At 60.0% G+C, this 24,410-nt stretch carries 25 protein-coding genes; 15 read left to right on the plus strand and 10 right to left on the minus strand.

Going from position 1 to position 24,410, the window contains the following annotated elements; translation table 11 throughout:
- The first annotated feature begins 9 nt into the window (after positions 1 to 9).
- The 8 genes from trbE to AC1DVW_RS09530 are packed head-to-tail and all read left to right on the plus strand — an operon-like array spanning position 10 to position 8,285.
- Positions 10 to 2,463: a conjugal transfer protein TrbE gene (gene trbE, locus AC1DVW_RS09495; protein ID WP_477322577.1), complete on the plus strand. Its 2,454-nt coding sequence runs from the start codon at positions 10 to 12 to the stop codon at positions 2,461 to 2,463.
- Positions 2,460 to 3,218, plus strand: coding sequence for a P-type conjugative transfer protein TrbJ (trbJ, locus tag AC1DVW_RS09500; protein ID WP_477322578.1), 759 nt, complete (start codon positions 2,460 to 2,462; stop codon positions 3,216 to 3,218). Before trbE ends, trbJ begins: the two co-directional genes overlap by 4 nt.
- 10 nt (positions 3,219 to 3,228) lie before the next feature.
- Positions 3,229 to 3,624, plus strand: coding sequence for a putative entry exclusion protein TrbK-alt (gene trbK-alt, locus AC1DVW_RS09505; RefSeq protein WP_477322580.1), 396 nt, complete (start codon positions 3,229 to 3,231; stop codon positions 3,622 to 3,624).
- 1 nt (position 3,625) lies between these two features.
- Entirely contained in the window at positions 3,626 to 4,987 is a 1,362-nt protein-coding gene (gene trbL / locus AC1DVW_RS09510; protein ID WP_477322582.1) for a P-type conjugative transfer protein TrbL, read from the plus strand.
- A gap of 2 nt (positions 4,988 to 4,989) precedes the next feature.
- Positions 4,990 to 5,673 (plus strand): conjugal transfer protein TrbF, encoded by a 684-nt coding sequence (gene trbF / locus AC1DVW_RS09515; RefSeq protein WP_477322583.1) that lies wholly within the window; start codon positions 4,990 to 4,992, stop codon positions 5,671 to 5,673.
- A complete protein-coding gene (trbG, locus tag AC1DVW_RS09520) occupies positions 5,670 to 6,809 on the plus strand; it encodes a P-type conjugative transfer protein TrbG (protein WP_477322585.1) in 1,140 nt (379 codons plus the stop codon). The genes trbF and trbG overlap by 4 nt, the downstream gene beginning before the upstream one ends.
- On the plus strand, positions 6,806 to 8,059 hold the full coding sequence (locus AC1DVW_RS09525) for a TraB/TrbI/VirB10 family type IV secretion system protein (protein ID WP_477322586.1): 1,254 nt from the start codon (positions 6,806 to 6,808) through the stop codon (positions 8,057 to 8,059). Before trbG ends, AC1DVW_RS09525 begins: the two co-directional genes overlap by 4 nt.
- A gap of 1 nt (position 8,060) precedes the next feature.
- Complete coding sequence (locus AC1DVW_RS09530) at positions 8,061 to 8,285, plus strand: DUF2274 domain-containing protein (protein WP_477322587.1); 225 nt, start codon at positions 8,061 to 8,063, stop codon at positions 8,283 to 8,285.
- A 44-nt stretch (positions 8,286 to 8,329) separates the two neighbouring features.
- Here AC1DVW_RS09530 and AC1DVW_RS09535 read toward each other — a convergent pair whose 3' ends face one another.
- The gene (locus AC1DVW_RS09535; RefSeq protein ID WP_477322589.1) at positions 8,330 to 9,289 is read right to left on the minus strand and encodes a LysR family transcriptional regulator; all 960 of its coding nucleotides are present in this window, start codon (positions 9,287 to 9,289) and stop codon (positions 8,330 to 8,332) included.
- Between the two features lie 11 nt (positions 9,290 to 9,300).
- Positions 9,301 to 10,296: a class I SAM-dependent methyltransferase gene (locus AC1DVW_RS09540; RefSeq protein ID WP_477322590.1), complete on the minus strand. Its 996-nt coding sequence runs from the start codon at positions 10,294 to 10,296 to the stop codon at positions 9,301 to 9,303.
- Between the two features lie 278 nt (positions 10,297 to 10,574).
- Here AC1DVW_RS09540 and AC1DVW_RS09545 point away from each other — a divergent pair, with 278 nt between their 5' ends.
- The 3 genes from AC1DVW_RS09545 (at position 10,575) to AC1DVW_RS09555 (ending at position 14,177) form a co-directional block, all read left to right on the plus strand.
- Positions 10,575 to 11,462 (plus strand): helix-turn-helix transcriptional regulator, encoded by an 888-nt coding sequence (locus AC1DVW_RS09545; protein ID WP_477322591.1) that lies wholly within the window; start codon positions 10,575 to 10,577, stop codon positions 11,460 to 11,462.
- A 107-nt stretch (positions 11,463 to 11,569) separates the two neighbouring features.
- Positions 11,570 to 12,775 (plus strand): MFS transporter, encoded by a 1,206-nt coding sequence (locus tag AC1DVW_RS09550; protein ID WP_477322592.1) that lies wholly within the window; start codon positions 11,570 to 11,572, stop codon positions 12,773 to 12,775.
- A gap of 1 nt (position 12,776) precedes the next feature.
- Positions 12,777 to 14,177, plus strand: coding sequence for a hypothetical protein (locus AC1DVW_RS09555; RefSeq protein ID WP_477322594.1), 1,401 nt, complete (start codon positions 12,777 to 12,779; stop codon positions 14,175 to 14,177).
- Positions 14,178 to 14,327: 150 nt separating this feature from the next.
- Here the strand turns inward: AC1DVW_RS09555 and AC1DVW_RS09560 are convergent, their stop codons facing one another.
- Complete coding sequence (locus AC1DVW_RS09560; RefSeq protein ID WP_477322595.1) at positions 14,328 to 14,753, minus strand: RidA family protein; 426 nt, start codon at positions 14,751 to 14,753, stop codon at positions 14,328 to 14,330.
- Between the two features lie 123 nt (positions 14,754 to 14,876).
- Here AC1DVW_RS09560 and AC1DVW_RS09565 point away from each other — a divergent pair, with 123 nt between their 5' ends.
- The 3 genes from AC1DVW_RS09565 (at position 14,877) to AC1DVW_RS09575 (ending at position 16,281) form a co-directional block, all read left to right on the plus strand.
- Complete coding sequence (locus AC1DVW_RS09565; RefSeq protein ID WP_477322596.1) at positions 14,877 to 15,518, plus strand: LysR family transcriptional regulator; 642 nt, start codon at positions 14,877 to 14,879, stop codon at positions 15,516 to 15,518.
- A complete protein-coding gene (locus AC1DVW_RS09570; protein ID WP_477322598.1) occupies positions 15,515 to 15,796 on the plus strand; it encodes a LysR substrate-binding domain-containing protein in 282 nt (93 codons plus the stop codon). Before AC1DVW_RS09565 ends, AC1DVW_RS09570 begins: the two co-directional genes overlap by 4 nt.
- A gap of 257 nt (positions 15,797 to 16,053) precedes the next feature.
- Positions 16,054 to 16,281, plus strand: coding sequence for a hypothetical protein (locus tag AC1DVW_RS09575; RefSeq protein WP_477322600.1), 228 nt, complete (start codon positions 16,054 to 16,056; stop codon positions 16,279 to 16,281).
- Positions 16,282 to 16,538: 257 nt separating this feature from the next.
- On the opposite strand, the gene AC1DVW_RS09580 is transcribed toward AC1DVW_RS09575, so the two are convergent.
- The 6 genes from AC1DVW_RS09580 to AC1DVW_RS09605 all read right to left on the minus strand — a co-directional run bounded on the left by AC1DVW_RS09580 (position 16,539) and on the right by AC1DVW_RS09605 (position 22,759).
- Positions 16,539 to 16,778 carry a hypothetical protein gene (locus AC1DVW_RS09580; RefSeq protein ID WP_477322602.1) on the minus strand — a complete coding sequence of 80 codons (240 nt, stop codon included), beginning with the start codon at positions 16,776 to 16,778 and terminating at the stop codon, positions 16,539 to 16,541.
- 771 nt (positions 16,779 to 17,549) lie between these two features.
- Positions 17,550 to 17,672 (minus strand): hypothetical protein, encoded by a 123-nt coding sequence (locus tag AC1DVW_RS09585; protein ID WP_477322603.1) that lies wholly within the window; start codon positions 17,670 to 17,672, stop codon positions 17,550 to 17,552.
- Positions 17,673 to 17,941: 269 nt separating this feature from the next.
- The gene (locus tag AC1DVW_RS09590) at positions 17,942 to 18,124 is read right to left on the minus strand and encodes a hypothetical protein (RefSeq protein ID WP_477322605.1); all 183 of its coding nucleotides are present in this window, start codon (positions 18,122 to 18,124) and stop codon (positions 17,942 to 17,944) included.
- 1,338 nt (positions 18,125 to 19,462) lie between these two features.
- Positions 19,463 to 19,852: a response regulator gene (locus tag AC1DVW_RS09595; protein ID WP_477322607.1), complete on the minus strand. Its 390-nt coding sequence runs from the start codon at positions 19,850 to 19,852 to the stop codon at positions 19,463 to 19,465.
- On the minus strand, positions 19,849 to 21,708 hold the full coding sequence (locus AC1DVW_RS09600) for a PAS domain S-box protein (protein ID WP_477322608.1): 1,860 nt from the start codon (positions 21,706 to 21,708) through the stop codon (positions 19,849 to 19,851). The genes AC1DVW_RS09595 and AC1DVW_RS09600 overlap by 4 nt, the downstream gene beginning before the upstream one ends.
- 475 nt (positions 21,709 to 22,183) lie before the next feature.
- The gene (locus AC1DVW_RS09605) at positions 22,184 to 22,759 is read right to left on the minus strand and encodes a hypothetical protein (protein WP_477322610.1); all 576 of its coding nucleotides are present in this window, start codon (positions 22,757 to 22,759) and stop codon (positions 22,184 to 22,186) included.
- Between the two features lie 265 nt (positions 22,760 to 23,024).
- Between AC1DVW_RS09605 and AC1DVW_RS09610 the strand changes: the two genes are divergently transcribed.
- Positions 23,025 to 23,654 (plus strand): TetR/AcrR family transcriptional regulator, encoded by a 630-nt coding sequence (locus AC1DVW_RS09610; RefSeq protein ID WP_477322612.1) that lies wholly within the window; start codon positions 23,025 to 23,027, stop codon positions 23,652 to 23,654.
- Between the two features lie 327 nt (positions 23,655 to 23,981).
- On the opposite strand, the gene AC1DVW_RS09615 is transcribed toward AC1DVW_RS09610, so the two are convergent.
- Positions 23,982 to 24,410 (minus strand): hypothetical protein (locus AC1DVW_RS09615; protein WP_477322614.1); only part of this gene is annotated, 429 nt, incomplete at its 5' end.

Raw genomic sequence — 24,410 nt, forward strand, 5'->3', positions numbered from 1 at the left:
GGCAATCGGATGATGAATCTTGCCGAATATCGCAATCGTAGCAGCCGGCTCGCCGACTTCCTGCCCTGGGTGGCATTGGTCGGCGCCGGCGTCGTCCTCAACAAGGACGGCAGCTTCCAGCGCACCGCGCGCTTTCGCGGTCCTGATCTCGACAGCGCCGTTCCGGCCGAACTGGTCGCCGTCGCCGGCCGACTCAACAATGCCTTCCGCCGTCTCGGCTCCGGCTGGGCGATCTTCGTGGAGGCGCAGCGCCATGCCTCGACCCGTTATCCCAACAGCAGCTTTCCGGATGCGGCCTCCACGCTGGTCGATGCGGAACGAAAGGCGGGATTCGAGGAGGCCGGCGCGCATTTCGATTCCAGCTACTTCCTTACACTCACCTATCTCGCGCCCGCCGAAGACACTGCGCGAGCGGAAAGCTGGCTCTACGAAGGGCGCGAGAAGAAGGGCCTTGACCCCAGTGAGGTGCTGACCGGGTTCGCCGATCGCAGCGATCGCGTCCTGCGCCTTGTCGAAGCCTTCATGCCGGAGTGCAGCTGGCTCGATGACGCCGAGACGATGACCTACCTGCATGGCTGCGTCTCGACCAATCGCCACCGTGTCCGCGTTCCCGAAACGCCGATGTATCTCGATGCCATGATGGCCGACCAGCCGCTGACCGGCGGGCTCGAGCCGCGGCTTGGCGCATCGCATCTGCGCATTCTCACGGTCACGGGTTTCCCGACCGCGACCACGCCGGGCCTGCTCGACGAACTGAACCGGCTGGCCTTCCCGTATCGCTGGTCGACGCGCGCGATCCTGCTCGACAAGACCGATGCCACCAGGCTGCTGACAAAGATCCGGCGTCAATGGTTCGCCAAGCGCAAATCGGTCGCCGCGATCCTCAAGGAGGTGATGACCAACGAGGCGTCCGTCCTCGTGGATACCGACGCCGCAAACAAGGCCGCCGATGCCGACATGGCGCTGCAGGAGCTCGGCGCCGACTATGCCGGCATGGCATATGTCACCGCGACGGTGACGGTTTGGGACGATGATCCCCGCATCGCCGACGAAAAACTACGCCTGGTCGAAAAGGTCATCCAGGGCCGCGATTTCACGGCGATCATCGAAACCATCAACGCCGTCGACGCCTGGCTCGGCAGCCTGCCGGGTCATGTTTACGCCAACGTCCGTCAACCTCCCATCTCCACGCTCAATCTCGCCCACATCATCCCGCTTTCCGCGGTGTGGGCGGGGCCGGAACGGGACGAGCATTTTGCAGCGCCCCCTCTGCTCTTCGGCAAGACCGAAGGCTCGACCCCGTTCCGGCTTTCGCTTCATGTCGGTGACGTCGGCCATACGCTGATCGTCGGCCCGACCGGCGGGGGTAAGTCCGTGCTGCTGGCACTGATGGCGCTCCAGTTCCGCCGCTATGCTGGCTCGCAGGTTTTCGCGTTCGATTTCGGCGGCTCAATCCGCGCGGCGGCACTCGCCATGGGCGGCGACTGGCATGATCTCGGCGGCGATCTCAGCGATGGGACCTTCGACAGCGTCAGCCTTCAGCCGTTCGCTCGCATTCATGATGTCCCCGAGCGCGCCTGGGCCGCCGACTGGATCGTGTCGATCCTGACGCGCGAGAATGTGGCGATCACGCCTGAGGTCAAGGAGCATATCTGGACGGCGTTGAGCTCTCTGGCGTCCGCGCCTGTCGAGGAGCGCACCATCACCGGTCTGGTCGTGCTGCTGCAATCAAACGATCTCAAGCAGGCATTGCGCCCCTATTGCGTCGGGGGTCCCTACGGCCGGTTGCTCGATGCCGAGCGCGAACATCTCGGATCGGCGTCGGTCCAGGCATTCGAAACCGAAGGACTGATCGGAACCGGTGCTGCGCCCGCGGTCCTGTCCTATCTCTTCCATCGCATCGAGGACCGGCTCGATGGCTCGCCAACCCTTCTCATCATCGACGAAGGCTGGCTCGCGCTGGACGATGAAGGCTTTGCCGGCCAGCTCCGCGAATGGCTGAAGACGCTGCGCAAGAAGAACGCCAGCGTCATCTTCGCCACGCAGTCGCTCAGCGACATCGATGGTTCGGCAATCGCGCCCGCGATCATCGAGAGCTGCCAGACCCGGCTTCTGCTGCCGAACGAGCGCGCCATCGAGCCGCAGATCACCGCGATCTATCGCCGCTTCGGCCTCAACGATCGGCAGATCGAGATCATCGCGCGGGCGATGCCGAAGCGCGACTATTACTGCCAGTCCCGTCGCGGCAATCGGCTGTTCGAGCTCGGTCTGTCGGATGTGGCGCTCGCGCTCTGCGCTGTATCCGCGAAGACCGACCAAACCGCGATCGCCCGCATCGTCGCCGAGCATGGCCGCGACGGGTTTCTCGCTGCCTGGCTTAGCCACCGTGGCGTCGGCTGGGCCGCTGAACTCGTTCCCGCCCTAACCAGCCCCGCCCTCACCAACAAGGAGAAGTCCCCATGAAACTGCACCGTTCCGTTGGCATGCGGTTCGCCGCCGCACTGTTTGCCGCTCCCGCCGCGCTCGCGCCAATGCTGGCGACGCCGGCGCACGCCATCATCGTCTTCGATCCCTCGAACTATTCGCAAAACGTCCTGACGGCAGCGCGCTCGCTCGAGCAGATCACCAACCAGATCACCTCGCTTCAGAACCAAGCGCAGATGCTCATCAACCAGGCGCGCAATCTCGCAAGCCTGCCGTTCTCCTCGCTGCAACAGCTCCAGCAGTCCGTGCAGCGTACGCAGCAATTGCTCGGTCAAGCGCAGAACATTGCCTATGATGTCCAGCAGATCGATCAGGCATTCCAGCAGAAATACGGCAATGTCTCGCTGTCGGCTTCGGATCAGCAACTTGTCGCCGACGCGCGCTCGCGCTGGGGCAACACGGTTGATGGCCTTCAGGATGCCATGCGTGTGCAGGCGGGCGTCGTTGGCAACATCGACACCAATCGCAGTGAGATGTCGGCGCTGGTCGGCCAGAGCCAGGGTGCGACCGGCGCGCTTCAGGCAACACAGGCCGGCAACCAGCTCCTCGCGCTTCAGGCCCAGCAGCTCGCCGATCTCACCGCGGTCGTCGCCGCGAACGGTCGGGCGCAGGCGTTGCAATCGGCCGAACAGGCCACCGCCGCCGACCAGGGCCGCGAGCAGCGCCGCCGCTTCCTGACGCAGGGCTCGGGCTACCAGCCCGGCAGTGCGCAGATGTTCTATGGCAAGAACTAAGGCCGGCGCGATGGATGGCAAGATCCTCGCGCGCATCGGCGCAGTCGTCTTCGTCGGGGTCGCTTTGACCGTGGCTGCAATCGAGATGAGCAGCAAGGACGAGGAGCCCGACGCCCTTGCGACGCGGGGTCGTCCCTTCGCGTCACAAGACCCGCTCGCGGCCGAATTGCTCCGCTGTTCCGGGATCGGCGAGGCCGGTCCTCGCGATCCCGGCTGTCTGAAAGCGTGGGCAGCCAGCCGGCGCCGGTTTCTCGGTCAACGTGACTCGGCTACCGCGCCTGCTCCGGTAGCGCCGACAACGCTGTTTCCGAATGTAGCGGTGTCAACCGACCGGAAAGAAGGGGAGCGCACGGATGTGACCGCTCCCGCGATGCATGTCGCGCCGCCCCGGCCGGAGGCTCGCTGACATGGGCGGCATGGGCGTCATCGACCATTTCCTCGAAGTCTTCACGCGCTACATCGACGGCGGCTTCGGCCTGCTCGGCGGCGAGGTCGGCTTCATCGCCAAAACCCTGATCGTCATAGACGTGACGTTGGCGGCGCTCTTCTGGTCCTGGGGCGCGGACGACGATATCATGGCGCGCCTCGTCAAGAAGACGCTGTTCGTCGGCGTTTTTGCCTATCTCATCTCCAACTGGAACAATCTCGCCCGCATCGTCTTCGAAAGCTTCGCCGGGCTTGGCCTGAAGGCCTCGGGTACGGGTTTTACCGTTAACGATCTCATGCGCCCGGGCAAGGTGGCGCAGACCGGGCTCGACGGCGGCCGGCCGTTACTGGACTCGATCTCGAACCTGATGGGCTATTGGTCCTTCTTCGAGAACTTCATCCAGATCGCCTGCATGTTCTTCGCCTGGGCGCTGGTGCTGCTGGCCTTCTTCATCCTGGCGATCCAGCTCTTCGTCACGCTGATCGAGTTCAAGCTGACGACGCTCGCCGGTTTCGTGCTGATCCCCTTCGGTCTGTTCGGCAAATCCGCCTTCATGGCCGAGCGCGTACTCGGCAACGTCATCTCGTCCGGCATCAAGGTGCTCGTGCTCGCTGTCATCATCGGCATCGGCTCAACGCTCTTCTCCGAGTTCACCGCAGGCTTCAGCGGCAACACGCCGTCGATCGACGACGCCATGGCGATCGTGCTGGCCGCGCTGTCGCTGCTTGGCCTTGGCATCTTTGGACCTGGCATTGCCAACGGTCTCGTCTCCGGCGGTCCGCAACTCGGCGCGGGCGCGGCGGTCGGCACCGGGCTCGCCGCCGGCGGCATGGCAGCAGTGGGCGCCGCGGCCGCCGGCGCAGTCGTGTCCGGGGGCGCGGCTGTCAGCGGCGGTGCTGCAGCGGCGGCCCGTGGCGGTGCCGCCACCGCGGGCAGGGCATCCACAGCCTACGGCCTCGGCGCGGCCGGACAGTCAGGCTTTTCCAGCGTTGCATCCGGGCTCGGCGGTGTCATCAGCGCCGGTGCCCAGGGTGCCATCTCACCGCTCAAGCGCGCGGCCAACAATGCGGCAGGCAGCATGAAGCACAGCTACCAGTCCGGCGCTCGCGGTGCCTTCGAGACGACGGGCGGATCATCCACCGCTGGCACAATCGGCGCGAACGCTGCCGAAGCCGGCTCCGCTCCCGTCGCGTCCTCCGCAACCGAAGGTCAGCCCGCCTGGGCGAAGCGCATGAAGCGCTCGCAACAGATGACCCATGGCGTCCAGGCCGCAGCTCACGCCGTTCGCAGTGGCGACGGCCATGGCGGCGGCTCCTCGATCAACCTCTCTGAAAGAGACTGAGCATGTTCAAACGACCGTCCACGCACTACGGCAAATCCCCACAACCCGAGACGCCCTACCAACGCGCTGCCCAGGTCTGGGACGAGCGCATCGGTTCAGCCCGCGTGCAGGCGCGCAATTGGCGCACCATGGCCTTCGGTTGCCTGGCGCTCGCCGCGGGGTTCTCCACAGCACTCGTCTGGCAATCCGCCAGCGGCTCGATCGTGCCATGGGTGGTGCAGGTCGATCGTCTCGGCCAGGCGCAGGCTGTCGCCCCTGCGGTCGGCGACTATCAGCCGAACGATCCGCAGATCGCCTTCTACCTGGCGCACTTCATCGAACAGGTGAGGTCGATCCCCGCCGATCCGATCATCGTGCGGCAGAACTGGCTGCGCGCCTACGACTTCACGACGCAGGGCGGGGCGCTGGCTCTCAACGACTATGCGCGCGCCAATGACCCGTTCATCAAGGTCGGCAAGCAGCAGGTCGCCGTCGACGTGTCGTCGGTCATCCGCGCATCGCCGGTGAGCTTCCGAATCGCCTGGGTCGAACGCCGCTATCAGGACGGCTCACTCGCTTCCACGGAGCGCTGGTCCGCCATTCTCACCATTGTCGTGCAACCCCCGCGCGACGCCGACGCGCTGAGGAAGAACCCACTTGGCATCTACATCAACGCCATCAACTGGTCGAAGGAGCTTGGACAATGACGCCCGCATCCTGCAAAGCCGCCCCCTGGGGGCGTCCGGCTTTCCTCATCCACGCAATGCCGGCGTTCCGTAAGACAGCCTTTCCAACACTTCTGCTTTTGACCTCGGCGCTTGCGGGCTGTGCCACCAGGCATAAGCCGCCGGAGATATCGTATGACGATCCTATCCCGGCCGTGCAGGCCGTCGATCCGCCCCCGCCCGTCAAGGTGGTCGAGCTGGCAAAGCCACTGCCGCTTCCCGGCCAGTTAAAGCCGGTCGGCAAGGACGCAAAGCCCGAGCCGGAACCGACCGATCCGACCACGCGCGTGAATCTCGCCAACGCCGCCGCGCGCGTCCAGCCTGTGCGCAACGGCTTCATCAACTCGATGCAGGTCTATCCGTTCGTCGATGGCGCGCTCTATCAGGTCTATGCCTCGCCGGGGCAGGTCACCGACATCGCGCTCCAGCCCGGCGAGCAACTCGTCGGCTCCGGTCCCGTCGCCGCCGGCGACACCGTGCGCTGGATCATCGGCGACACCGAGAGCGGTACGGGCGGGGCGAAGCAAGTCCACATTCTTGTCAAACCGACGCGCGCCGACCTGATAACCAATCTCGTCATCAATACCGATCGGCGCACCTATCACATGGAACTGCGCTCGACGCCGTCGACCTACATGGCATCGGTTTCCTGGCAATACCCGCAGGACCAACTCATCGCCTTGCGTCGCCAGAACCAGCAGGCTGAAGCGGCACAGCCGGTCTCGACGGGCATCGATCTTTCTCGCGTCAATTTCCGCTACGAGGTGACTGGCGATCGCGCACCGTGGCGGCCGCTACGCGCCTTCGACGATGGCAAGCAGGTGTTCATCGAGTTCCCGCGGGGCATCGGCCAGGGCGAGATGCCGCCACTCTTCGTGGTCGGGCCGGAAGGCGACACGTCCGAGCTGGTCAACTATCGCGTGCGCGGCAACTACATGATCGTCGACCGGCTGTTTGCCGCCGCCGAGTTGCGCTTCGGCGCCGGCAAGAACCAGCAGCGCATCCGCATCTCCCGCACCGATGGGGTAAGGAGCAGTCGATTCTCATGGATGCGTGGCCCTGGTGAGACCCCGCCAGCGACGAACCTCCGAACAGACGGCGGAGGGCCGGCATCGTGAGCAACAAATTCGATCCCGGGAAGGAAGAAGGCCGGGGGCCGGCGAATGACGCCGGGCCGGAGGCGCCGGTCGAGGATGACGCCCGGCCGTTGACAGGCGAGCCGGCCGCGGCCATGCGGCTGCGCGCCGAGCCGCCGCGCGTGACGCGTCTGTCCCGCAAGGCGCTAACCGGCTTGGGGCTAGTCGCAAGCCTCGCTGTCGGCGGTGCGTTGATCTACGCGCTGCAGAACCGTCAACAAGGCCAGGGTCAGGAGCTGTATTCAACCGACAATCGTTCGGCGCCCGATGGGCTCGCCGGCCTGCCAAAGGACTATGCAAGCGTTCCAAAGCTTGGCCCACCGCTTCCCGGCGATCTCGGCCGTCCGATTCTCAACGCGCGGAATGGCGGCGCCGCGCCATCGACAGGCCCCGTTGGACCGGACCCGGAGGAGCAGCGCCGGGAGCAGGAACTGGAAGCGGCGAGGACCGCGCGTCTGTTCGCGTCCACGCAAACGCGGCCCGCAAGCGACGCGACCGCCGCTCAGCCTGGAACAGGCACGACAGGCACCATGCCACAGACCGACCTCGCCAGCCTTGGCCTCGCGCCGCAACCAGCCACGCCCTCGGCGCAGGACCGCCAACTTGCGTTCCTCAATCAGCCGCCGGACAAGCGCACCGTCTCGTCGGATCGTGTTGCGGCGCCGGCGTCGAAGAACGTCCTGCAGGCGGGCGCCGTCATCGCAGCCGCCCTCATCACCGGCATTCGCTCCGACCTGCCGGGGCAGATCACCGCGCAGGTAACGGAGAATGTCTATGACAGCCCCACCGGCCACATCCTGCTCATTCCGCAGGGAACGCGCCTCATCGGCCAGTATGACAATGGTGTCGGCTTCGGCCAGCGTCGCGTATTGCTGGTCTGGACCAGGCTGATTTTTCCCGACGGTCGCTCAATCGTTCTGGAACGTGAGTCTGGCGCGGACGCCGAGGGCTATGCTGGTGTCGAGGATGGCGTCGACTATCACTGGGGCGAGCTGTTCAAGGCTGCAGCACTTTCCACGGTTCTGAGCATCGGGGCGCAAGCAGGCTCATCGGGCCAGGAGAGCGACATCATGCGCGCTCTGCGCCAGGGCGCCTCGGACAGCATCAGCCAGACAGGCCAGCAGATCGTCCAGCGGCAGCTCAACATAGCGCCGACGCTCACCATCCGACCGGGATTCCCGGTGCGCGTCATCGTCACACGCGATCTCGTGCTCGAACCTTACGGAGGCTGAAATGGCCAAGCTGAAACTGGGACCAATCGCCGACGACAAACCCGTCAAGGTCATGGTGGAACTCCCCGCCTCACTGCATCGCGACCTGACGGCTTATGCCGAGATCCTCGGCCGGGAAGCGGGGCAACGGCCCGCCGATGCGCCGCGCCTCATCGTCGCGATGTTGGAGCGGTTCATTGCGACGGATCGGGGCTTTGCCAGGGCAAAGCGCTCGGAGGGTGGTTGAAGGCCGGACGACTGAAGTCAAACCGGGTCAGTCGCGCCTCCCATTCATGACGTGATTTCAGAAATCGCGCCGCGGCGTTCCGTACTACCTGCACTGACAGGGATAGGCCCGGGTCGCGCTGCTGTCACCATGTTTCTTGCGGTCCCAACCAGCCGCAGAAGCGCACGCTTTGGGTTCGATTCCAGCCACACCGCCTTAATCGAACTGATGCTGTGCTGACCGTCGATGGGTTTCCACACTGTAGCGTCGATGGCGACGGTCCTGGCAAAACCTTCGCCCGCCAGAGTAACGCCTTGACCGAGTTGCACCTTGAGGATGACCGTCGCTTCGCTCGCGCGACATATTTGAATAGCGGGGCCACCATCCGCGGCAATCTTGTCCAGCAAAACCGGATCCAGCGGCGATCCGACCGAAACCAGCAGACGAGTATCTGCAAGATCTGCCCATGTGACCGCAGGCCTTGCAGCAAGCGGATGGTCACAGGGCAGAAGAACGAAAAATCGCTCGTGTGCAAATATCTCGCTACGGCATAAAGCGGCGTTCTCAAGCCCATGCGTGAAGACGATGTCGAGGCGCCGGCGGCGTATAGCCGCCAGGCACTGTTCGAGTGGAACGTCCTCGATGGCGACAGTCACGTCCGGATGTAAACGGCCAAAACGATCGATGAGACGTGCCACGAACGTGCGCCCTATCTGGGCACACAACCCTATCCTGACCGTTTTGGCATCCTGGTCGCTATGACCACCTCCGGCCAGGGCATCGTGCAAGCCTTCATAATGAGCCCGGACGAGGTCAGTCCAGGCCCGGCCTTCTTCGGTCAGCCGAACACCATGGACGTCGCGATCAAACAACTGCATGTCCAGTAATTGTTCGAGAGCAACGATGTTGCGGCTGACACAGGATTCCCTCACTCTGAGAACTCTTGCGGCCTGCCTGAGGCTACCATGGTCGACAGCTGCGAAGACATGGTCCAAACGGCGCAACGTGTTGTTGACCTGTCTCAAGGCTCAGGAGCCTATTCCTGCGCGGCGGCGACGCTAAGCGGCAGGGTCGGATACAAGCTGGTTTCGTAGACGTACTCGAGCGGAATGGCTGGAGTGGCCATCTGGGAAAGGTACCGGTTTAGGTTTTCCGCGCTATTGCTCGCAGCGAGGCTACAGAAATTTCCGCTGTTCCACGTCAGGGAGCAGTAGCTGAAATGCGCGCGTATTGCGTCGGCCATCTCCGCCAAAGTCACCTCGTTGCCGAACATCGTATTCAGAACGAGGGTCTGTTTCTTCTCGATTTCGTCTGGGGGAAAATAGCGCGCCTTGAAGCCGAAATCCTTCTGGTATTCGCGACGCCTGTAGTCCGGCTCCTCGGTTGCCCGGAACTTCTCGACGAAGACGAAGATTCCGTCCTGCTTGAGGTGCTGGGTCACGAACTCGATCTGGCTTGCTCTGTTGGGCGAGTACATCTGAAAGGTCGTATCTTCGAGAATAATGTCGAACCCGTGAGCGAAATTTGCCAGCCGCGGATCCGAGCCCACGACGTCCTTGCTCAACTTATGGAAGGGGCCGATGAAGAAGTCGGCGTGCGGCGGTTGGCCATAGGCCATGAAGCATTTGTAATTCTCCGCGTTCGGGCTGCACGACAGTGAGCGTACCTGTCCATCGGACAGTTCCGACAGTGTTCTCGCCATCGTGCCTTCCGCTGTTCCAAGGCTGTATAGCGCAAGCGGAGAGCCACGGTGCCGTGCGTATTTCAGAACTGCGTAGGCCATCCGGCACTCTTCCTCTAATCTGTAGGGAATGCTGCCGTGATAGTGCTGGTCGAAAAAACCTTGTCGTGCCGCATGCAGGCTGACTAGGCCGCGCAGCAGTTCATCGCTCGGCAGAAGGCGGGCGTCAGCCACGGGCTTGCGGATCGGCATCCCGCTCTTGCCGGCAGCGGTCGCCGCGAAAAAGCCGGCAAGTCCGTTGATCCGTGGGCCATGGTCGCACTCAGCCAGAAAGTCGTCGAGTCCACGCATCGCAGTATGCCTCCAGCACCGTTCCATTGGTGAGATGCCGATACGTCGATGAGGGAAATTCCACTAAGATCAGTGGGGTCTAATATTTCGCCGGGCTCAAGTATTGGCTGAGCCAAGTCGTAGGCTTGCGGGATACAGGCGGCTTTCACTCGCTTGCCATTTTTTCGCTAAAGTCACATCTTCTACCAATCCAGAGTTATCTGCGTGTTGTTCAGCAACCCTTGGTTCGCCACATCATGCGACGACTGGCCACTCGCCAGTAAGGAGGCTGTGGATACGTGAATACTCTTGCCCTCGACCCGACCGAGAATCGCCGTTCACGGCACCAATCGCTTGCCCACAAGTATGAGAGTTGGGGGAGCGTACGGGCCGACGTAGTCAAAAGAACCGGGCTTGAGCGCCAGGAGACAAGAATCCTCCAGCCAAACCATGTGTTCTTGATGAACCTGAAGGGCACAGCGTGCCGCGGAGAAGACATTGTGGATGGGCGCCGGATTGCCTTTTTGCCGCGCCGGGCCGGTTCCATAATCTTCATGCCCGCCGGCAGCGATTGGAATGGGTGGGACGAGGGGGACGCGACGGCTTCCTACCTCCTGGTCTCGATTGAAAAAGGGTTCGCCGACGAGGTGTTTGCGGGAATGGCTCGCCATCGCCCGGCGGTGCTGCCGCCTTCGATCGGGTTTCGGGACGGCACAATAGAGTTGGCGTTGCAGAGGATTGCCTTGGAACTCAAGCAGCCCGACCCCATCAGCGCAACGATGGTGGAGTGCCAGGCCACGCAATTGCTCGGGCAAATGTTCAGGTTGAACGGCTTCCATCAGGAACCGGCAAAAGGCGGTTTGTCATCGTTCGATCTCAAGCGAGCGGTGGGAATGATTGAGGCGTTGTCGGACGGCAGACCTACGCTCGCCGATCTGGCAAAAGAGGTTGGAGTTAGCCGGTTCCATTTCTGGAGGGCCTTCAAGCAGTCGACAGGCATGACGCCGCACGCATTCATTGCGCAGCGACGGTTGGAGCAGTCCGCGGACATGCTGCGATCGACCAATCTGTCGGCGACGGAAATCGCGATGGAATGTGGTTTCGGCAGCTCGAGCCATTTCACGACCGCCTTTAAGCGGGCTTTCGGCGCGGGCCCGACGGAATTTCGTCGTAAGTGCAGAATCTAGGCCGCCGCTTGTCGGTTCTCAGCAAGTATCGGAAAACACTAACATCACAGTAAAGCAGGCTTGGCGGAAGAAGGTATCCATCGGCGGTCAACCCGGATACGCCGCTCATGTCAAACCTGGTTCGAATTCATCATGGCAAAGGACGGGCCGGCCGGTCCAATCCCGGCCTCGGATTCCTGGCCAGCACGCTATCGGCGGCTGTTGCCCGAAACGGCTACTACATCGCATCCGCCTGGATTCTCGTCGAGCGAGGATACGGAACCGCCGGCGTGGCGACGTTCCTTGCGATCGCCAGCGTTGTCGAATTCATAGCGAGCCCTCTGGCCGGCATGGCGGCGGATCGATTTGACAGGCGATGCTTGAACGTTGCGGCAGACCTCAGCCGCTTCCTCGTTATGCTGGCTACCGCTTGCGCGCTCCTCTACATGGACGTGTTTCTGATCATCTGCCTTTCAGCGGCCCTCTTTTCGTTTTGCGACCGTGTCGCGCTAACGAGCTCTCAATCCATGATTCCCGTGATAGCTGACGGCCGCGATCTTGTAGCCTCAAATTCCGCCGTCTTCTTCGTCATGCAATTCGGCAATCTCGGCGCAGCTCTGCTTGCAGGTCCTTTGCTGCATGAGCGCTCGCCAGCCCTGCCATTCACCGTTCTGGCTGCCTTCTTCCTATTTTCAGCGGGCTGCCTTTCCTTGATGCGGTCGGAGCCGGTTTCGCCCGATGTCCGCATCGCCAAAATCTCTGCAGCCCAAATCGATCTGAGCTTGCGCCGCCTCATTGCCGTCTACGCGCTTCTCTATGCAAGCGCGGTGCTTGTCAGCGTCATGGGATCGAGTTTCGTCTTCCAGGAGCAGAAGGGCACTGCCGTGGATTTCGGCTACCTCGAGGCTGCATGGTCGGCGGGTTCACTGATCGGCGCGGTCTCTCTATTCCGAATTAAGAAAGCGATGAGCACTCATGCGCTGCATCTCATGCTTTTGGGCTTAACGGCTCTGGTACTTATGGCGTTGGCATATCTGCGCACGCCCTGGACCGTGGTCTTTTTTGCTGGGCTCGGATTTCTATACAATCTTGGACGCGTCAGCGTTGAAGTCACATTGCAGTCGCGTGTATCCGTTTATCTGTTGGGCCGGGCAAAAGGCATTATGCATAGTGTGGCCGTGGCGCTCGGATTACTCGTCTTCGGCATCGCCGCCGCAATAGGAGATCGAGCATTACCTTCGACAATTTTCTTCAGCTTCGCAGTGGTGCTCCTCATCAGTATCTCGTGTTTGAACGTCGGTGTCGTTCCGACGCAAGAAAAAGGTGAATCGTGAGGTGGAAGATCTAACAGCAGGTACAGATGCGAAACAGGAAGTCCTGGGATCGCTGACGGCACTCTACCCCTGGATGAGCTCATATTATTCCCGGCCGATACGCGACTATGCGTTTCGCCTGTTCGAGGCCCCAGCTTCCAGGTCCATGCCAAAAATCCGGTTTCGAGCCCTCACCAAACTACTCGACATCATCAGGAAGGCGGCGACACGAAACGGGTTGTCGACCGACACCGCCTCGGAAATCTGCAGGGATTTCGAAAGTCGCCGCGTGTTGCAGACAGGCCCTCATTTGCTTCTCCTCATGGAGCCAGAAGCCTATTACACGCATATCTTCAGCCTACTTGGCCTCACGGCTCATGGCTGTTCGACCTACGTTTCCTACGCCGTTTCGACGGTGAGCCTCGTTGAAAAGCCACGCAAGGGGCCAGGCTGGCTCACCGTTGACGGAAAGCCAGTCAACGTCTTTGGCCTTAGCCGAAGCCGGATGGCGGGTTATAACCTTCTGGCCGGGCCGGGCTCCTATGGGTTTGAGCTAGTGCCGACGGAGCCAGACGTTCAGGGCGACGCGCTCGCAAGGCTGCGCAGTCTTCTGCCCAAGACCAAATTCGAGCGGCCGGCGCATGCCATCAAGGCAGCCAATCTGATGCTTTGGCCAAAAATGTTCGCAGATCGTTTCGCTTTTCTGCAAATAGACGACGAGGATGTTGCCGATCTTGTGGCAGACCATCTGTCGGACACAGATTCCTGGTTACGGGCGTGGCTGCTGGAAGACCCGAAATTTGCTTCGAATATCCTTGTGGGGCTCGACAGGTTGGCAGCCGGCCCCTGGAGTGGCTGGCTCGCGCGCGGCACCGATTTCTTCTGGTTCTATGAAAATGGCAAGCGGCTGCCGCTGCGTCTGGTCGCGGGAGAACTCGTCCATCCGGCCACCGGCATGAAGGTCGCGCGCTTTACGGCCCCCGATATCCTTGAGCGGCTGGCAAACCGCAGCCTCATTCCGAATCTCCTCCTCGTGTTTCTGGTTTTGTCCATTCTGCCCGGAGTTCGCGTGCTCGGAGGCAGTCATCAGCCGGTGTATTATCCCTTGATGCGCTATGTTGTCCGCCGGGCGCTTGAGGTTGCGGGCGTGGATGCGGATCTTCTGCAGGCTCTCGCAACGGACGACTTGCCGGGAGCTTGGGGACATCGGGTAATTGAATGTGATGATGATCCGTTCGAGCTATTCCTAAACGGCAGGAATGGCGGGATGAATGATCTTATCGACCGTTTGGGCGACATTTCCTTCGCCGAGGCATGTGGAAGCATGAAAGGCTTCGTGACGGACCCCTCGTGGAATGAACTTCACAGCCGGCTGCGGCAGGGGTTGGTCACGCCGGCCGACGAGGAATGGGCCTTTTCCTGACATGTGTTATGCACTTCCAGCAACTGGCATCTGTACGCCGGATTGCGAATGGCTGCTTCGCGTCTATTTCAGCCGTCGCATGGCTCATTCAGGTCCTCCTGAAAGCAGCCATGGCTGGGCCCCGACCTCCGAGGCTCTAACCTGTCTTCGTCATGGGACGTGGACAACCATCTCCACTTCGAGCTGCAACATTGGGGTAAAGAGGGACTGCACCCCCAACACGGTTAGACTCGGCATTGTTCCGGCAAGCATCGCTTGGATCGGTGCATAGGCCTCGAGAAAGCGCTCTGTTGTGCCATCGACAACATAGATGCGGAGCATAACGATGTCGTCTGTCGAGGCGCCTAGTTCCTGGAGGGCAGCCTTCAAGCTATCGGCAATGAGCTCCGCTTGGCCACCTATTGTCTCTGGCACCGCCGAGCCGTCGAGCGGGGATGCAATCTGCCCCGACAGGTAGGCCAACTGCCTTGCCTGGGCGACGCTGATTTGTGAGTGACCGTTCGTGGTCGAGTCCCACATCGTTGTGGGGTTGTGACGAACCACAGGGGCGGTATCGAGAGGGGACATGGCGGACATAACTATTCTCCATCGTGTTTGCTTGACGCGCGACTGGGAACGGAAGGTGTTCTGGCGCTACAATTCGCGATATAAGCGGTCTATTGGGGAATGTGTGTCCCCACACTGTGGACGGGGTGCCTGTTGCGAGACGAACTCGATATCGGAGCCATCCGGGCGTTTATCGCTGTGGTGGACGCTGGCGATTTCACGACGGCTGGGCGAGCGCTGCGCATAACGCGATCGGCTGTGGGGAAGGCCGTTATCAGGCTGGAGGAGCGTCTTGGTGCAAGGTTGCTTAACCGAAGTACGCGCCGAGTTTCGCCCACTTCGGACGGCCTGCTTTTCTACGAACGCTGCGTTTCGCTGCTGGCAGATCTGGAAGAAGCAGAAGCGGCAGTCCGGCACCGTGAGCAAAAGCCCCGTGGCACGATAAAACTGTCCGTTCCTGATGCCTATGGCCGGCTACGCATCTTGCCGGTTCTGCAGGAATACCTCCTCCAATGGCCAGAGATCAGGGGAGAGGTGACATTTTCTGATCGCATCAGTGACCTCGTTGGCGGCGGCTATGATCTCGCGGTTCGCATAGGGGGACTCGAATTCAGCACCGGCCTTGTGAGCCGCGTCATTGATCGGATCGATGGAGTCCTGTGCGCCGCGCCGTCTTACCTCTCCAAACGCGGCAAGCCAGACAACCCCGAAATGCTAAACGAACATGATCATCTGGCATTTGGCCGCGACGGGCACTTAATGGCCTGGTCGCTTCAGGCGGTGATGAACTGGTGAAAGTTAGGCATGCGCAAGCGAGGATGGTCATGGATAGCGCCGATGGCCTGCGTGCCGCAGCGATTGCGGGACTCGGCGTCGCCAGTCTGCCAAGCGCAATTGTGGCGGCCGATCTCGAAACGGGAAGGTTGGTCCCCCTTCTGGCAGAGTATCAAGGTGAACCGCTATCAGTATACGCGCTCTATCCAGATCGTCGCCATATGCCCTCGAAGGTCCGAATGCTCATTGATCTGCTCGTTCAACGTCTGGCGCAAAGCGGGAAAACGACGGATTTGTGAGAGCCCTCGGCGCACCTACGCCTTCTCAACAGGGCTGACCGATTTTGGCCATTTGGCCGGGCTCGTTGAACGACAAAGAAGATTATGTCGTTGGCAAACATAGATCGAAAATAGGAATATAATCAGGACAGGCGGCTACAGGGAATTGACTCGATAATCGCCTAATACAGAGTATTCTGCGTTGGTCGGCGCTCGTGAAGGGCATAGCCGCTTGGGAGACTAGCCTGCACTCTCGCCCATTTTTGAGGGAGGTAGAGATGCTGCGTATCCCGCAAAGCCAATTTCTCAGTCCGGACGATCTAGCGATCTGTCAGCGCGCGTTTGACCAGATATGCGTCGATGCCAGGTTGGACCGCAAATCAGTGGATGGCGAGCTTCTGGCGTCAACCGTGCTGGCCGCCTTTCAAAGCGGCATAACCGAGGGTGCTGAATTGCTGGCCGCAGTACGCGCCCGCCGCAATGACTTCGAGAAGTACACCAGCTAGCGCACCGGGGGCCGCAAAATCCTTGCTTCGCGCAAGAGCGATGACCAGTTGTTTGGACCTAGGAAGCCGATAAGCTCGACGGCTTGGGCGTCAGTTATGCCAGTGGCCACCACAAGGCGGCGCACAGCACCGCCGCTCGCTTTTTCCGGCGGCTTGCCTAAGTCGTCAACCATTTTGGAAGTCCCTTCTAGATGGCCCAACTCAAGCAACAGGAAAAGGTTCCCGGAGGCGCTACCCAGCCGTAGGGGAATGGTCGATCAAACCTTGTCCCACATGGCCGCGATGAACTGACAGGCGTTCTCCATGTTGCCGATCATCGCCTTTGTGTTTTTCGGTGCCTTGTGGATTTCGCCGGTCTGCACGTCTACCGACCAGCAAAGATCAAATAAGGGCTGCCGATTGCCCGCAAGGTTCGCACCAACTTGCATCAATACAAAGGTGGCAACAAAGCGGCCCATCTGGTCCCGCTTCGATTTCGCCTTATCTGTCTCGTCCACATCGGGCTTCGTGAGGCGAAAAGCGCAACGCCAATGCACTCGACACCCTTTGCTGGACGGTGAATGAGAACGTCGCAATTTACGGATACGCCAACGGTTGCGAATGGCTGCTTCGCGCCTATGTCAGCCGTAGATACCAGCTTAGGCACTGCCTGATAGCAGACATTCTTGGCTACAGAGGTCGCGGTTGCGCCAACAGCGGCACCAAACGTCTGGGAATGAGCTGTTGCAACAGCGACCGTGCGCCGTGCGCGTGGCGGTATGCCACCCAAATAGGCGACGAAGCGCCCGAGTGAGAGTTTCGAGGCATCGCCGCTTATTTCCAGTGCGGCCAGCGGCGCGCGCTAGTGGGCTGTGTTGCACCCTACAAGAGAGAAAAGTGAGAGCCGAGGAAGAGGAGAAATTGACCCGTGGTCAGGGGAATCCTCAAGACGGGCCCATCCTCGCCCCGGTCTTGGATAGGCAAGCCTTTCACGCAAGGATGGCCCTTTAGGACGTCCTTCCAGATCGTCGGGAAATCTGTCCCCTTTCTCCTCTCGGCATTGCAGACCCGGAGGAGATTCGTAACGACTTCGGTCATGGGGCGTGAGTTTACATGCGTCGACGGGAGGGAATTTGATCGGGATCAATACGAGATAAAACGCACGAGACAAAACGCGCACTGGCGAGGGAACCTGCTGCCGCCAGCGGTTATGGCGGGATGAGCACACGCGGAACAAACTTCTTTCCAAATAGATTTCCAGCAACGTCCGGGTCGGCGCCGACATCATCTCAGTTGGCGAGCTTACCCAAAAGCTGTTCGCCGACGCCAAGGCCGTGGGAATCAGCAGCGCCGAGATTGAGGAAGATACGGGCAGCGTCTATGAGACGATCCTCGACGCCATCGTGCACCATGATGCTGGCCTGGCAGATTGACGTGAACTGAGAGAGCTGAACTTTGCCACCCATCAAGCGAACATACCGTCTACAAATCATGCTCAATGCCAAGGAACTCGCTGTCCTGGATGCTTGGCGGTTTGAGAAAAGAAAGCCGAGCCGTGCTGAGGCAGTACGGGCGTTGCTTCAACGCGGTCTCATGGCCAAGGGTTATCATGCTGGTCGAGGCGCACGTTCGGTCGATTTCGGGGTTCTCGATCCGCCCGGCGACTATAGCCGCTGAGGCTTTAGCTCCCTCCGGCTCGACTGAATACAACGGTGCCGTCGTCTTTGCGAACTTCCACCGCCACGATACCGGACTTCCTATCTGGAAAGGTCGACAGCGCATGATCCCGCGCGGCTTTCTCGGCCTCGAAGGGCACCTTTTCAACAATGCCCTGTTTCCCGTACCAAATTACTGTGTAGGCCACCGTTGCGGCGCTCCATCTACGGGCGGCTTGTCGGCTAGCGCATCCACTAACAACTTGGTAGGCGCGCCCAGTCCCTTGACGGCAGTGTGAAGCGCGACGGTAGCAACGGCCAGGTGATCTTCCGGCTTACCGTTGTCGTTGGCGAGGTCTGGCGTGACGGGCGGCTTCATGGGACATGTATGCGCCTTGTCGTGAGGGCTGGCTAGGCACCGCGGCTAGCCAGCGCCTTCTTAAGGTCCTCTAGGGTCCTGATGCCGGTGCCGAAGAGCGCCATTGCACGGACGGCCAAATCTTCGCACTCTGCGCTGCCGGGCGGACACCTACGGACTGACAGTGCTCTTCAAGTGCCTTGGTGATTATGGATAGCTGGTCTGGGTCGGCTGTACAAAGAAATGTCATCTGGACACCTCCACACACAGGCGAAAGCGCAATCCTCTTTCAATCATCCGTATGCCCTCTAAAGCGGATGACGTTTGTTAAAATAAAATCGCACCCAAAAACGCGCAACAGGATTCTTTGGGGGCGGATCAAGGCGAAGCGACGGCAGACCGCCGCCACCCAACCCCCGCAGCCCGCCGTCTGTCGCAACTATTGCATGTCTGGATCAAAGGGTACAACGCCAAATAGAGGCAGGTGGCCCGTGCCACTTGTAGGGGAGCGTTGTTGCCTGAAAGACGCCGGCCTGGCGGGGTTGGAGCCTCGCCGATAACAAAGTTAACTGAATCGCATCTAACTCGCCAACAGGTCAGCCCACTGCAAAAGCCATAGGCCCAGAAGCCGACCAGATACAGCGTCAAGAAAATGAAAGCGATCCGGAGGAAAAGCGAGCGTCGGGCGGTTCTTCATGGCAATGGTTTCAATGAGAAGTTTGGCCGACGCCGCCCATTGCGAGGGGAAGGCAGCGCCGGCCAAGGGGGATTTATAACCGCCGCAGCGTTAGCCTAGCTGAGTCGTGACGTAACGTCATGTTGGGGCACGAAGAGAGAACTAAAACCGACTTTCCCTTCCGCTTAACATCAGGGTATACCCCTGCGTGACGTAACGAAGCGGCGACCTGTCGGCGTAACATTGGGTCGACATCGACTATTTGTGACGAGGTCGCCTCGGGCCTAAACCTCGATGTGACATGCTGCTGGCATAGCTCGATGTTTTTGCGATTCGGGCCCAAGCGAATGCCTGCTTTGCGCCCTATGTAGAACGTTAAGACTCTGGCGTTCTCCAAAAGCGGACCTTACGAGCGCCTAGCGCCAGGTTAAGATCTCGGCTCATGTCGGCCATAGCCTACCATTGCATCACACACGAGCAGTCCCGGCTTCGGCCTGATGGCAAATCCTCAAGTCACATGCTGACGGGTTCGGTCCCGCTTGGCTCATCCGAGAGAGCGAACCGCAACGAATGGTCTAATTTCTCCTTGGAATAAGGTTTGGCGATAATCGTCGATCCTCTCGCGAAGTCTGACGCACCCTCACCATATCCGGTGGCGCACACGATCGGGATGCCCCGAAGCCGTAGAGCGTCGGCCACGCGGTCGCTCCGCTCCCCACGTATATTCAAATCCAAGACAGCCGCGTCGATTTCTTGGGTTTCGATCATCGCAATCGCGCCGTCGATGGTGGTGGCGGGCCCAATAACAGTGACCCCAAGCTCAATCAAAAAATCCTCGGCCAGCATGGCAATGAGGGATTCGTCTTCGACGATGAGCACACGTCGGCCTGACAATGTTGTCATTGGGGGAACCTCCCGTCTGCCAAGGGGGCATCGATCCTGCAGACTAGGCCCTGAGGTTGGAAATCCATCGCGACCTCAGCCTCGAGATCTGCGGCTAAGCCCCGCTCAAGGAGGCGAGAGCCAAAGCCTCGCCTGGCCGGAGATGAAACTGTGGGGCCACCGAGTTCGCTCCAAACCAGCTTGAGCCTCGGCTTGGGTTTGTCGGTGCGAAACCACTCGACGGAAATTTTGCCGGCCTCGTTTGAAAGGGCGCCGTACTTCACCGCGTTGGTCAGCAATTCATGGAAGGCGAGCGCTAGGGAAAGAGCTTGGTTAGGCTGCAATCTAATTGCTGGTCCACTGGTCGAAACCCGATTGGAGAATGTGCCTCGAATCTGGAGGCTATCGCAAACAAGTTGGTCCAATGATGCATGTTCCCAACTGGTCTGCGTCAGGATGTTGTGCGCTGCCGAAAGGGCCATGAGGCGGCCTTCGAACGCGGCATGAGCATCAGTGGCCTCCGTTCCCCTGAACGTCTGATGAGCAATACCCTGGACTACCGCCAGAGTGTTCTTCACACGATGGTTGAGCTCAGCCATCAGCAGCTCTCTTTGTGCCTCCGACCGCCGTCGCTCGCTGATATCCACCACAGAGGCGAGCGCCATCATTCCTTCGCTCGTCTGAATTGGGCTGAGCCCAATCTCAACCGGCACCTCTTTTCCATCTTTCCGTCGCGCATAGAGATCCCTGCCCGCACCCATTGGGCGTGCCTGCGGGAAACTCCTATACCCGCGGCGAAAAACCGGGTGCGAGCTATGATAGCGATCGGGGACCAGCATCTCGATGCCTTGCCCGACCATCTCCTCACGCCCATAACCAAATAGAGTTTCGGCATGAAGATTGACGAGAACGATGCGCCCGTCCTCGTCTGTCATCACCATGCCACTTGGAGCCGCCTCTACAGCTGATCGAAACCGTTCCTCACTGTGGCGCCTCGCCATCTCTGCCTGGTCACGTTCCGTGACGTCGACATTGACCCCGATCAACCCGCGAAATATCCCACTTGCGGAGAAGTGAGGACGAGCAGTTGTGAGCAGAACGCGGTACTCCCCCTTGCAATTTCTGTAGCGACCCTGAACCGAGACGGCTGATTGTGTAGCCAATGCTTGCATCATTCGGGCCCCAATATCGGCAGCATCATCAGGATGAATGGTTGGGTGCCAATTGAACGTCGGGACATCCTCGGTCTCGACGCCCCAGAACTCTCGAAGCATGATGTTCAGATTGGTGCATTTGCCCAAAGCGTCACAGGTCCAGATCATCACCGGAGCGTGTTCCGACATAAGGCGAAACTGTTGCTCGGATCCTCGCAACTCTTCTTCGGCAACTCTTCGGGCCTGCTCTGCTCGCGTCCGCTCGAGATAAAAACCAATCTGTCTGGCAATTGTCGTAGCGAGATCGATCTCATGGCTGACAAACGAATGCCTGTGTTCATAGTAGGTCATGAATTTTCCCACCACTTCGCCTTGGACTGTCAATGGAATGAACGCCAAACCAACGATGCCTTCGCTGGCAATGATCTCTTTGACGGCGGCAGCTTCATCCGTTTCAGCAATGTGCGAAACAAAGATGGCATCAGGGTTGCGTTCGCCCACAACCCAAGGCGAGTGCCCCTCAAGCGCCTTTCTGTAACTTTCGGATAAGCCCCGCCATGCTACGAAGCGCATCACGCCTGCTTCATCGAAGAGCAACATGGAAGCGCGACGGCACCCTAGACCGTCACGAATGGCATCTAGGCCGGCTTCAAAAGCTTCGTGGCTCGATTTTGCCCGGTACAGTCGATCCGTCAGCACGTAAAGTGCACTGAGTTCGTCCAACCTCTCTGTGAGCTTCTCGCTGCCCCCGCCTAACTGCAACGCCGACCCTCCTTTTGGCGAATAGCTATTAGCAACGACGCATAGAACGTCGACCGGTCATTTTTGTTCCGATCGCTTAACTCGGCAGTTCGTCGTAAGCGACTACGGAGTGGATTACCAATCGCGGCTGCTTCCCTGCAGGCCGCACCGTAGATCTAGCCCCGGCGGCCTTTTCTGCCCGAACGGCGGATCCAGCAATATCGCAGAACATCCTCGACCGTCCTCTCGACGCATTCGCGAAAAGCACGCCACTTCGGAAGCCGCAGGCTTGAATGGCCTTGAGACACTGAATGTACGCTCCGCCGAATGGGTTTCGAAAGCGGGCCGTCAAATCGCGGGCCAAAACAGGAGGCTTAGTGTGCTGGTTCCTCATCTTGGCTTCGAGGCGCATTTCAAACATTCAGTTAGGCAACGAGACACTGACGAAGGCCGGCTTCTAACGCAAAGTGACATCGCTCGCGCGCATCCACAGCCAACCAGCCAGCCAGGCAATCGCTGCCGCAAGAACGACCAAGCCCAGATCAAGAGTCCACTCCGGCACGAACGCACGGAGTGCGATAGGCACCGCGCCAGCGACATAGAGGACGAGGGGAGTGCGAGGCACACCTTTTCCGACGGCAAGAGAGATCCCAAACGCGAACGTCCCAAGCAGAAAAAGTAACGAACTGGCGACCAGAGCCAGGCCGAGCGGGCCGTCCCGCAGCTCGATGATTGTTGCCAGCGGAAGTTTCGAAAATACCAGATTGATCACCACTTCCACGCCTTCCAAACTTGCCAGTGCAATGAAGTTGATGACGAACGCGATCGTGCCAGGTAGACCCGCGCGCCGACCGAACGCAAGGAACAAGCCGACGACAAGACCGAGTGCCAAAATCTCGGCGAGTGGCGCAAGAAGTTGCGTTAGGTCAGTGGCCGCAATGAGCGAGCTGCGTTTCGCCGCGTTGACCAGAAGTATGACGGCGCTTCCCACCCCAGCGATAGAGGCAAGCCGATAAAGGATGACGCTGGACACGGCCGCGCTCGACGGTGCGGTCCGGACATGGGGCGCATTAGATGAACTCTGGGACGATGTGATTTGAGGGCGGCGGGGGTCGGCGTTTGCGACAAGCATCTTCTTCTCCTCCATCTGGCATTGGAAGCCCGCGAGAACCGCAGTCTGCTCCGATCCCGTCTGTAATCAATGCTTACATCCTATTGCGGGGATTGTAAACAGTGATTACATTATTCATGGATCGTGATATGGATGAGGTGCTGCTTTGTCGAACGAAGGGAATGAAATGCCAAAAAAGAAGGCGCGTCGCCGCACCGGCTATCACCATGGCAATTTGCGTGACGCGCTGATCGATGCCGCGGTTCAACTTGTCGAGGAAGGCGGCCCCGACAATGTGAGCGTGCGCGAAGTTGCAAAGCGGGCAGGCGTTTCTCCTGGCGCGCCCTTCCGCCACTTCAGCAACAAGACTGCACTTATGACGGCCGTCGCAGAGCAGGCAATGAGCCGTTTCCGATTAGAGATCACGGCAGCAGTTGAGAACGTTGCCACTGATGATCCAATCGCGCGCTTTGCCGCTGTTGGAACTGCTTATCTGCGGTGGGCAATTCGAAACCCAACCCATTTCCAGATCATTTCGACACGGACTCTTATCGACTGGGAAAGCTCGGAGTCGCTTCGTCATGATAACCAAGTGGTGCGATCTCTGATGGAAGAGTCGATGAAAGAAGCACAGCTGCGAAACATGCTCAGGTCAGACGACATAGGAGAGACCCAGATAGCTGCCAGAGCGCTCGTCTACGGGCTCGCTCGCATGTGCATTGATGGACATTTTGCGCAGTGGGCGGAGGCTGGACACACTGCGGAGCGAACGACGCAGACCACCCTGGAGCACTTCGTGAAACTCATTGAAAAATGACGGGTCAGAAATAGCCAAGGGATCGGCACTCTAACACGTTGCGCGGCATACGTGATGCACGTTGATCCTCATGCCATTGCTGCATGCGCGAAAAGCGGAAAGGGGTGGGCTTGAGAAAGCAAAGCGCTTCAGAACTCGCCGTCCCAGCTGGGGTAGGTGGATGCGGCGGCGCGCGCCCTGGCCGAGTTTGGGAAGATGGGTTCCGCGACGCCTAAGCCCCTTCCGGATACTGACATCTGCATGTCTCCGGCGCCATATCGACCAGAGAGCAGCTTCAATGATTTCCGTTCTTTTCGAGATCTATGGCATAGTAGCCGCATGCAGATTTCAGGCATTGGCAGGATCATTTTCTGGTCTGGCGGAAGCCTTTGGATCGGGCAGGCAGTTGGCCCGATTGAGTGTCACGCCCACCATGCCATTCAGGTCAGCATTGGCCTGTCTGATCGCGTGCAGTTCCGAACGGGTGACACAGCAGCCTGGGTATCCTAAAGCGCGGCTTTCATTCGGTCCGACCTGCCCCACTCGTTCCAGGCACCGGGTAAGATGGTTGCCAACCTTTTCTGCGAGCCCGAGTCTGCGCTGGGCCGTGCCCTTTTGGCCCGCTTTGGAGGCGACCATATCTTGGGCCTCCCCCCAGCCGACATAGCGCCACACGCCAAGGCTCTTCGTTCTGCGTTCGACAATGGTAACCTCGACGAAGAGCTCGAGGATATCGCGCTGGAGACGCTTTACGCTCTTTGCGGAGGTGTTCCAGCA

It is taken from the genome of Mesorhizobium sp. P3_B5 (assembly GCF_056402815.1).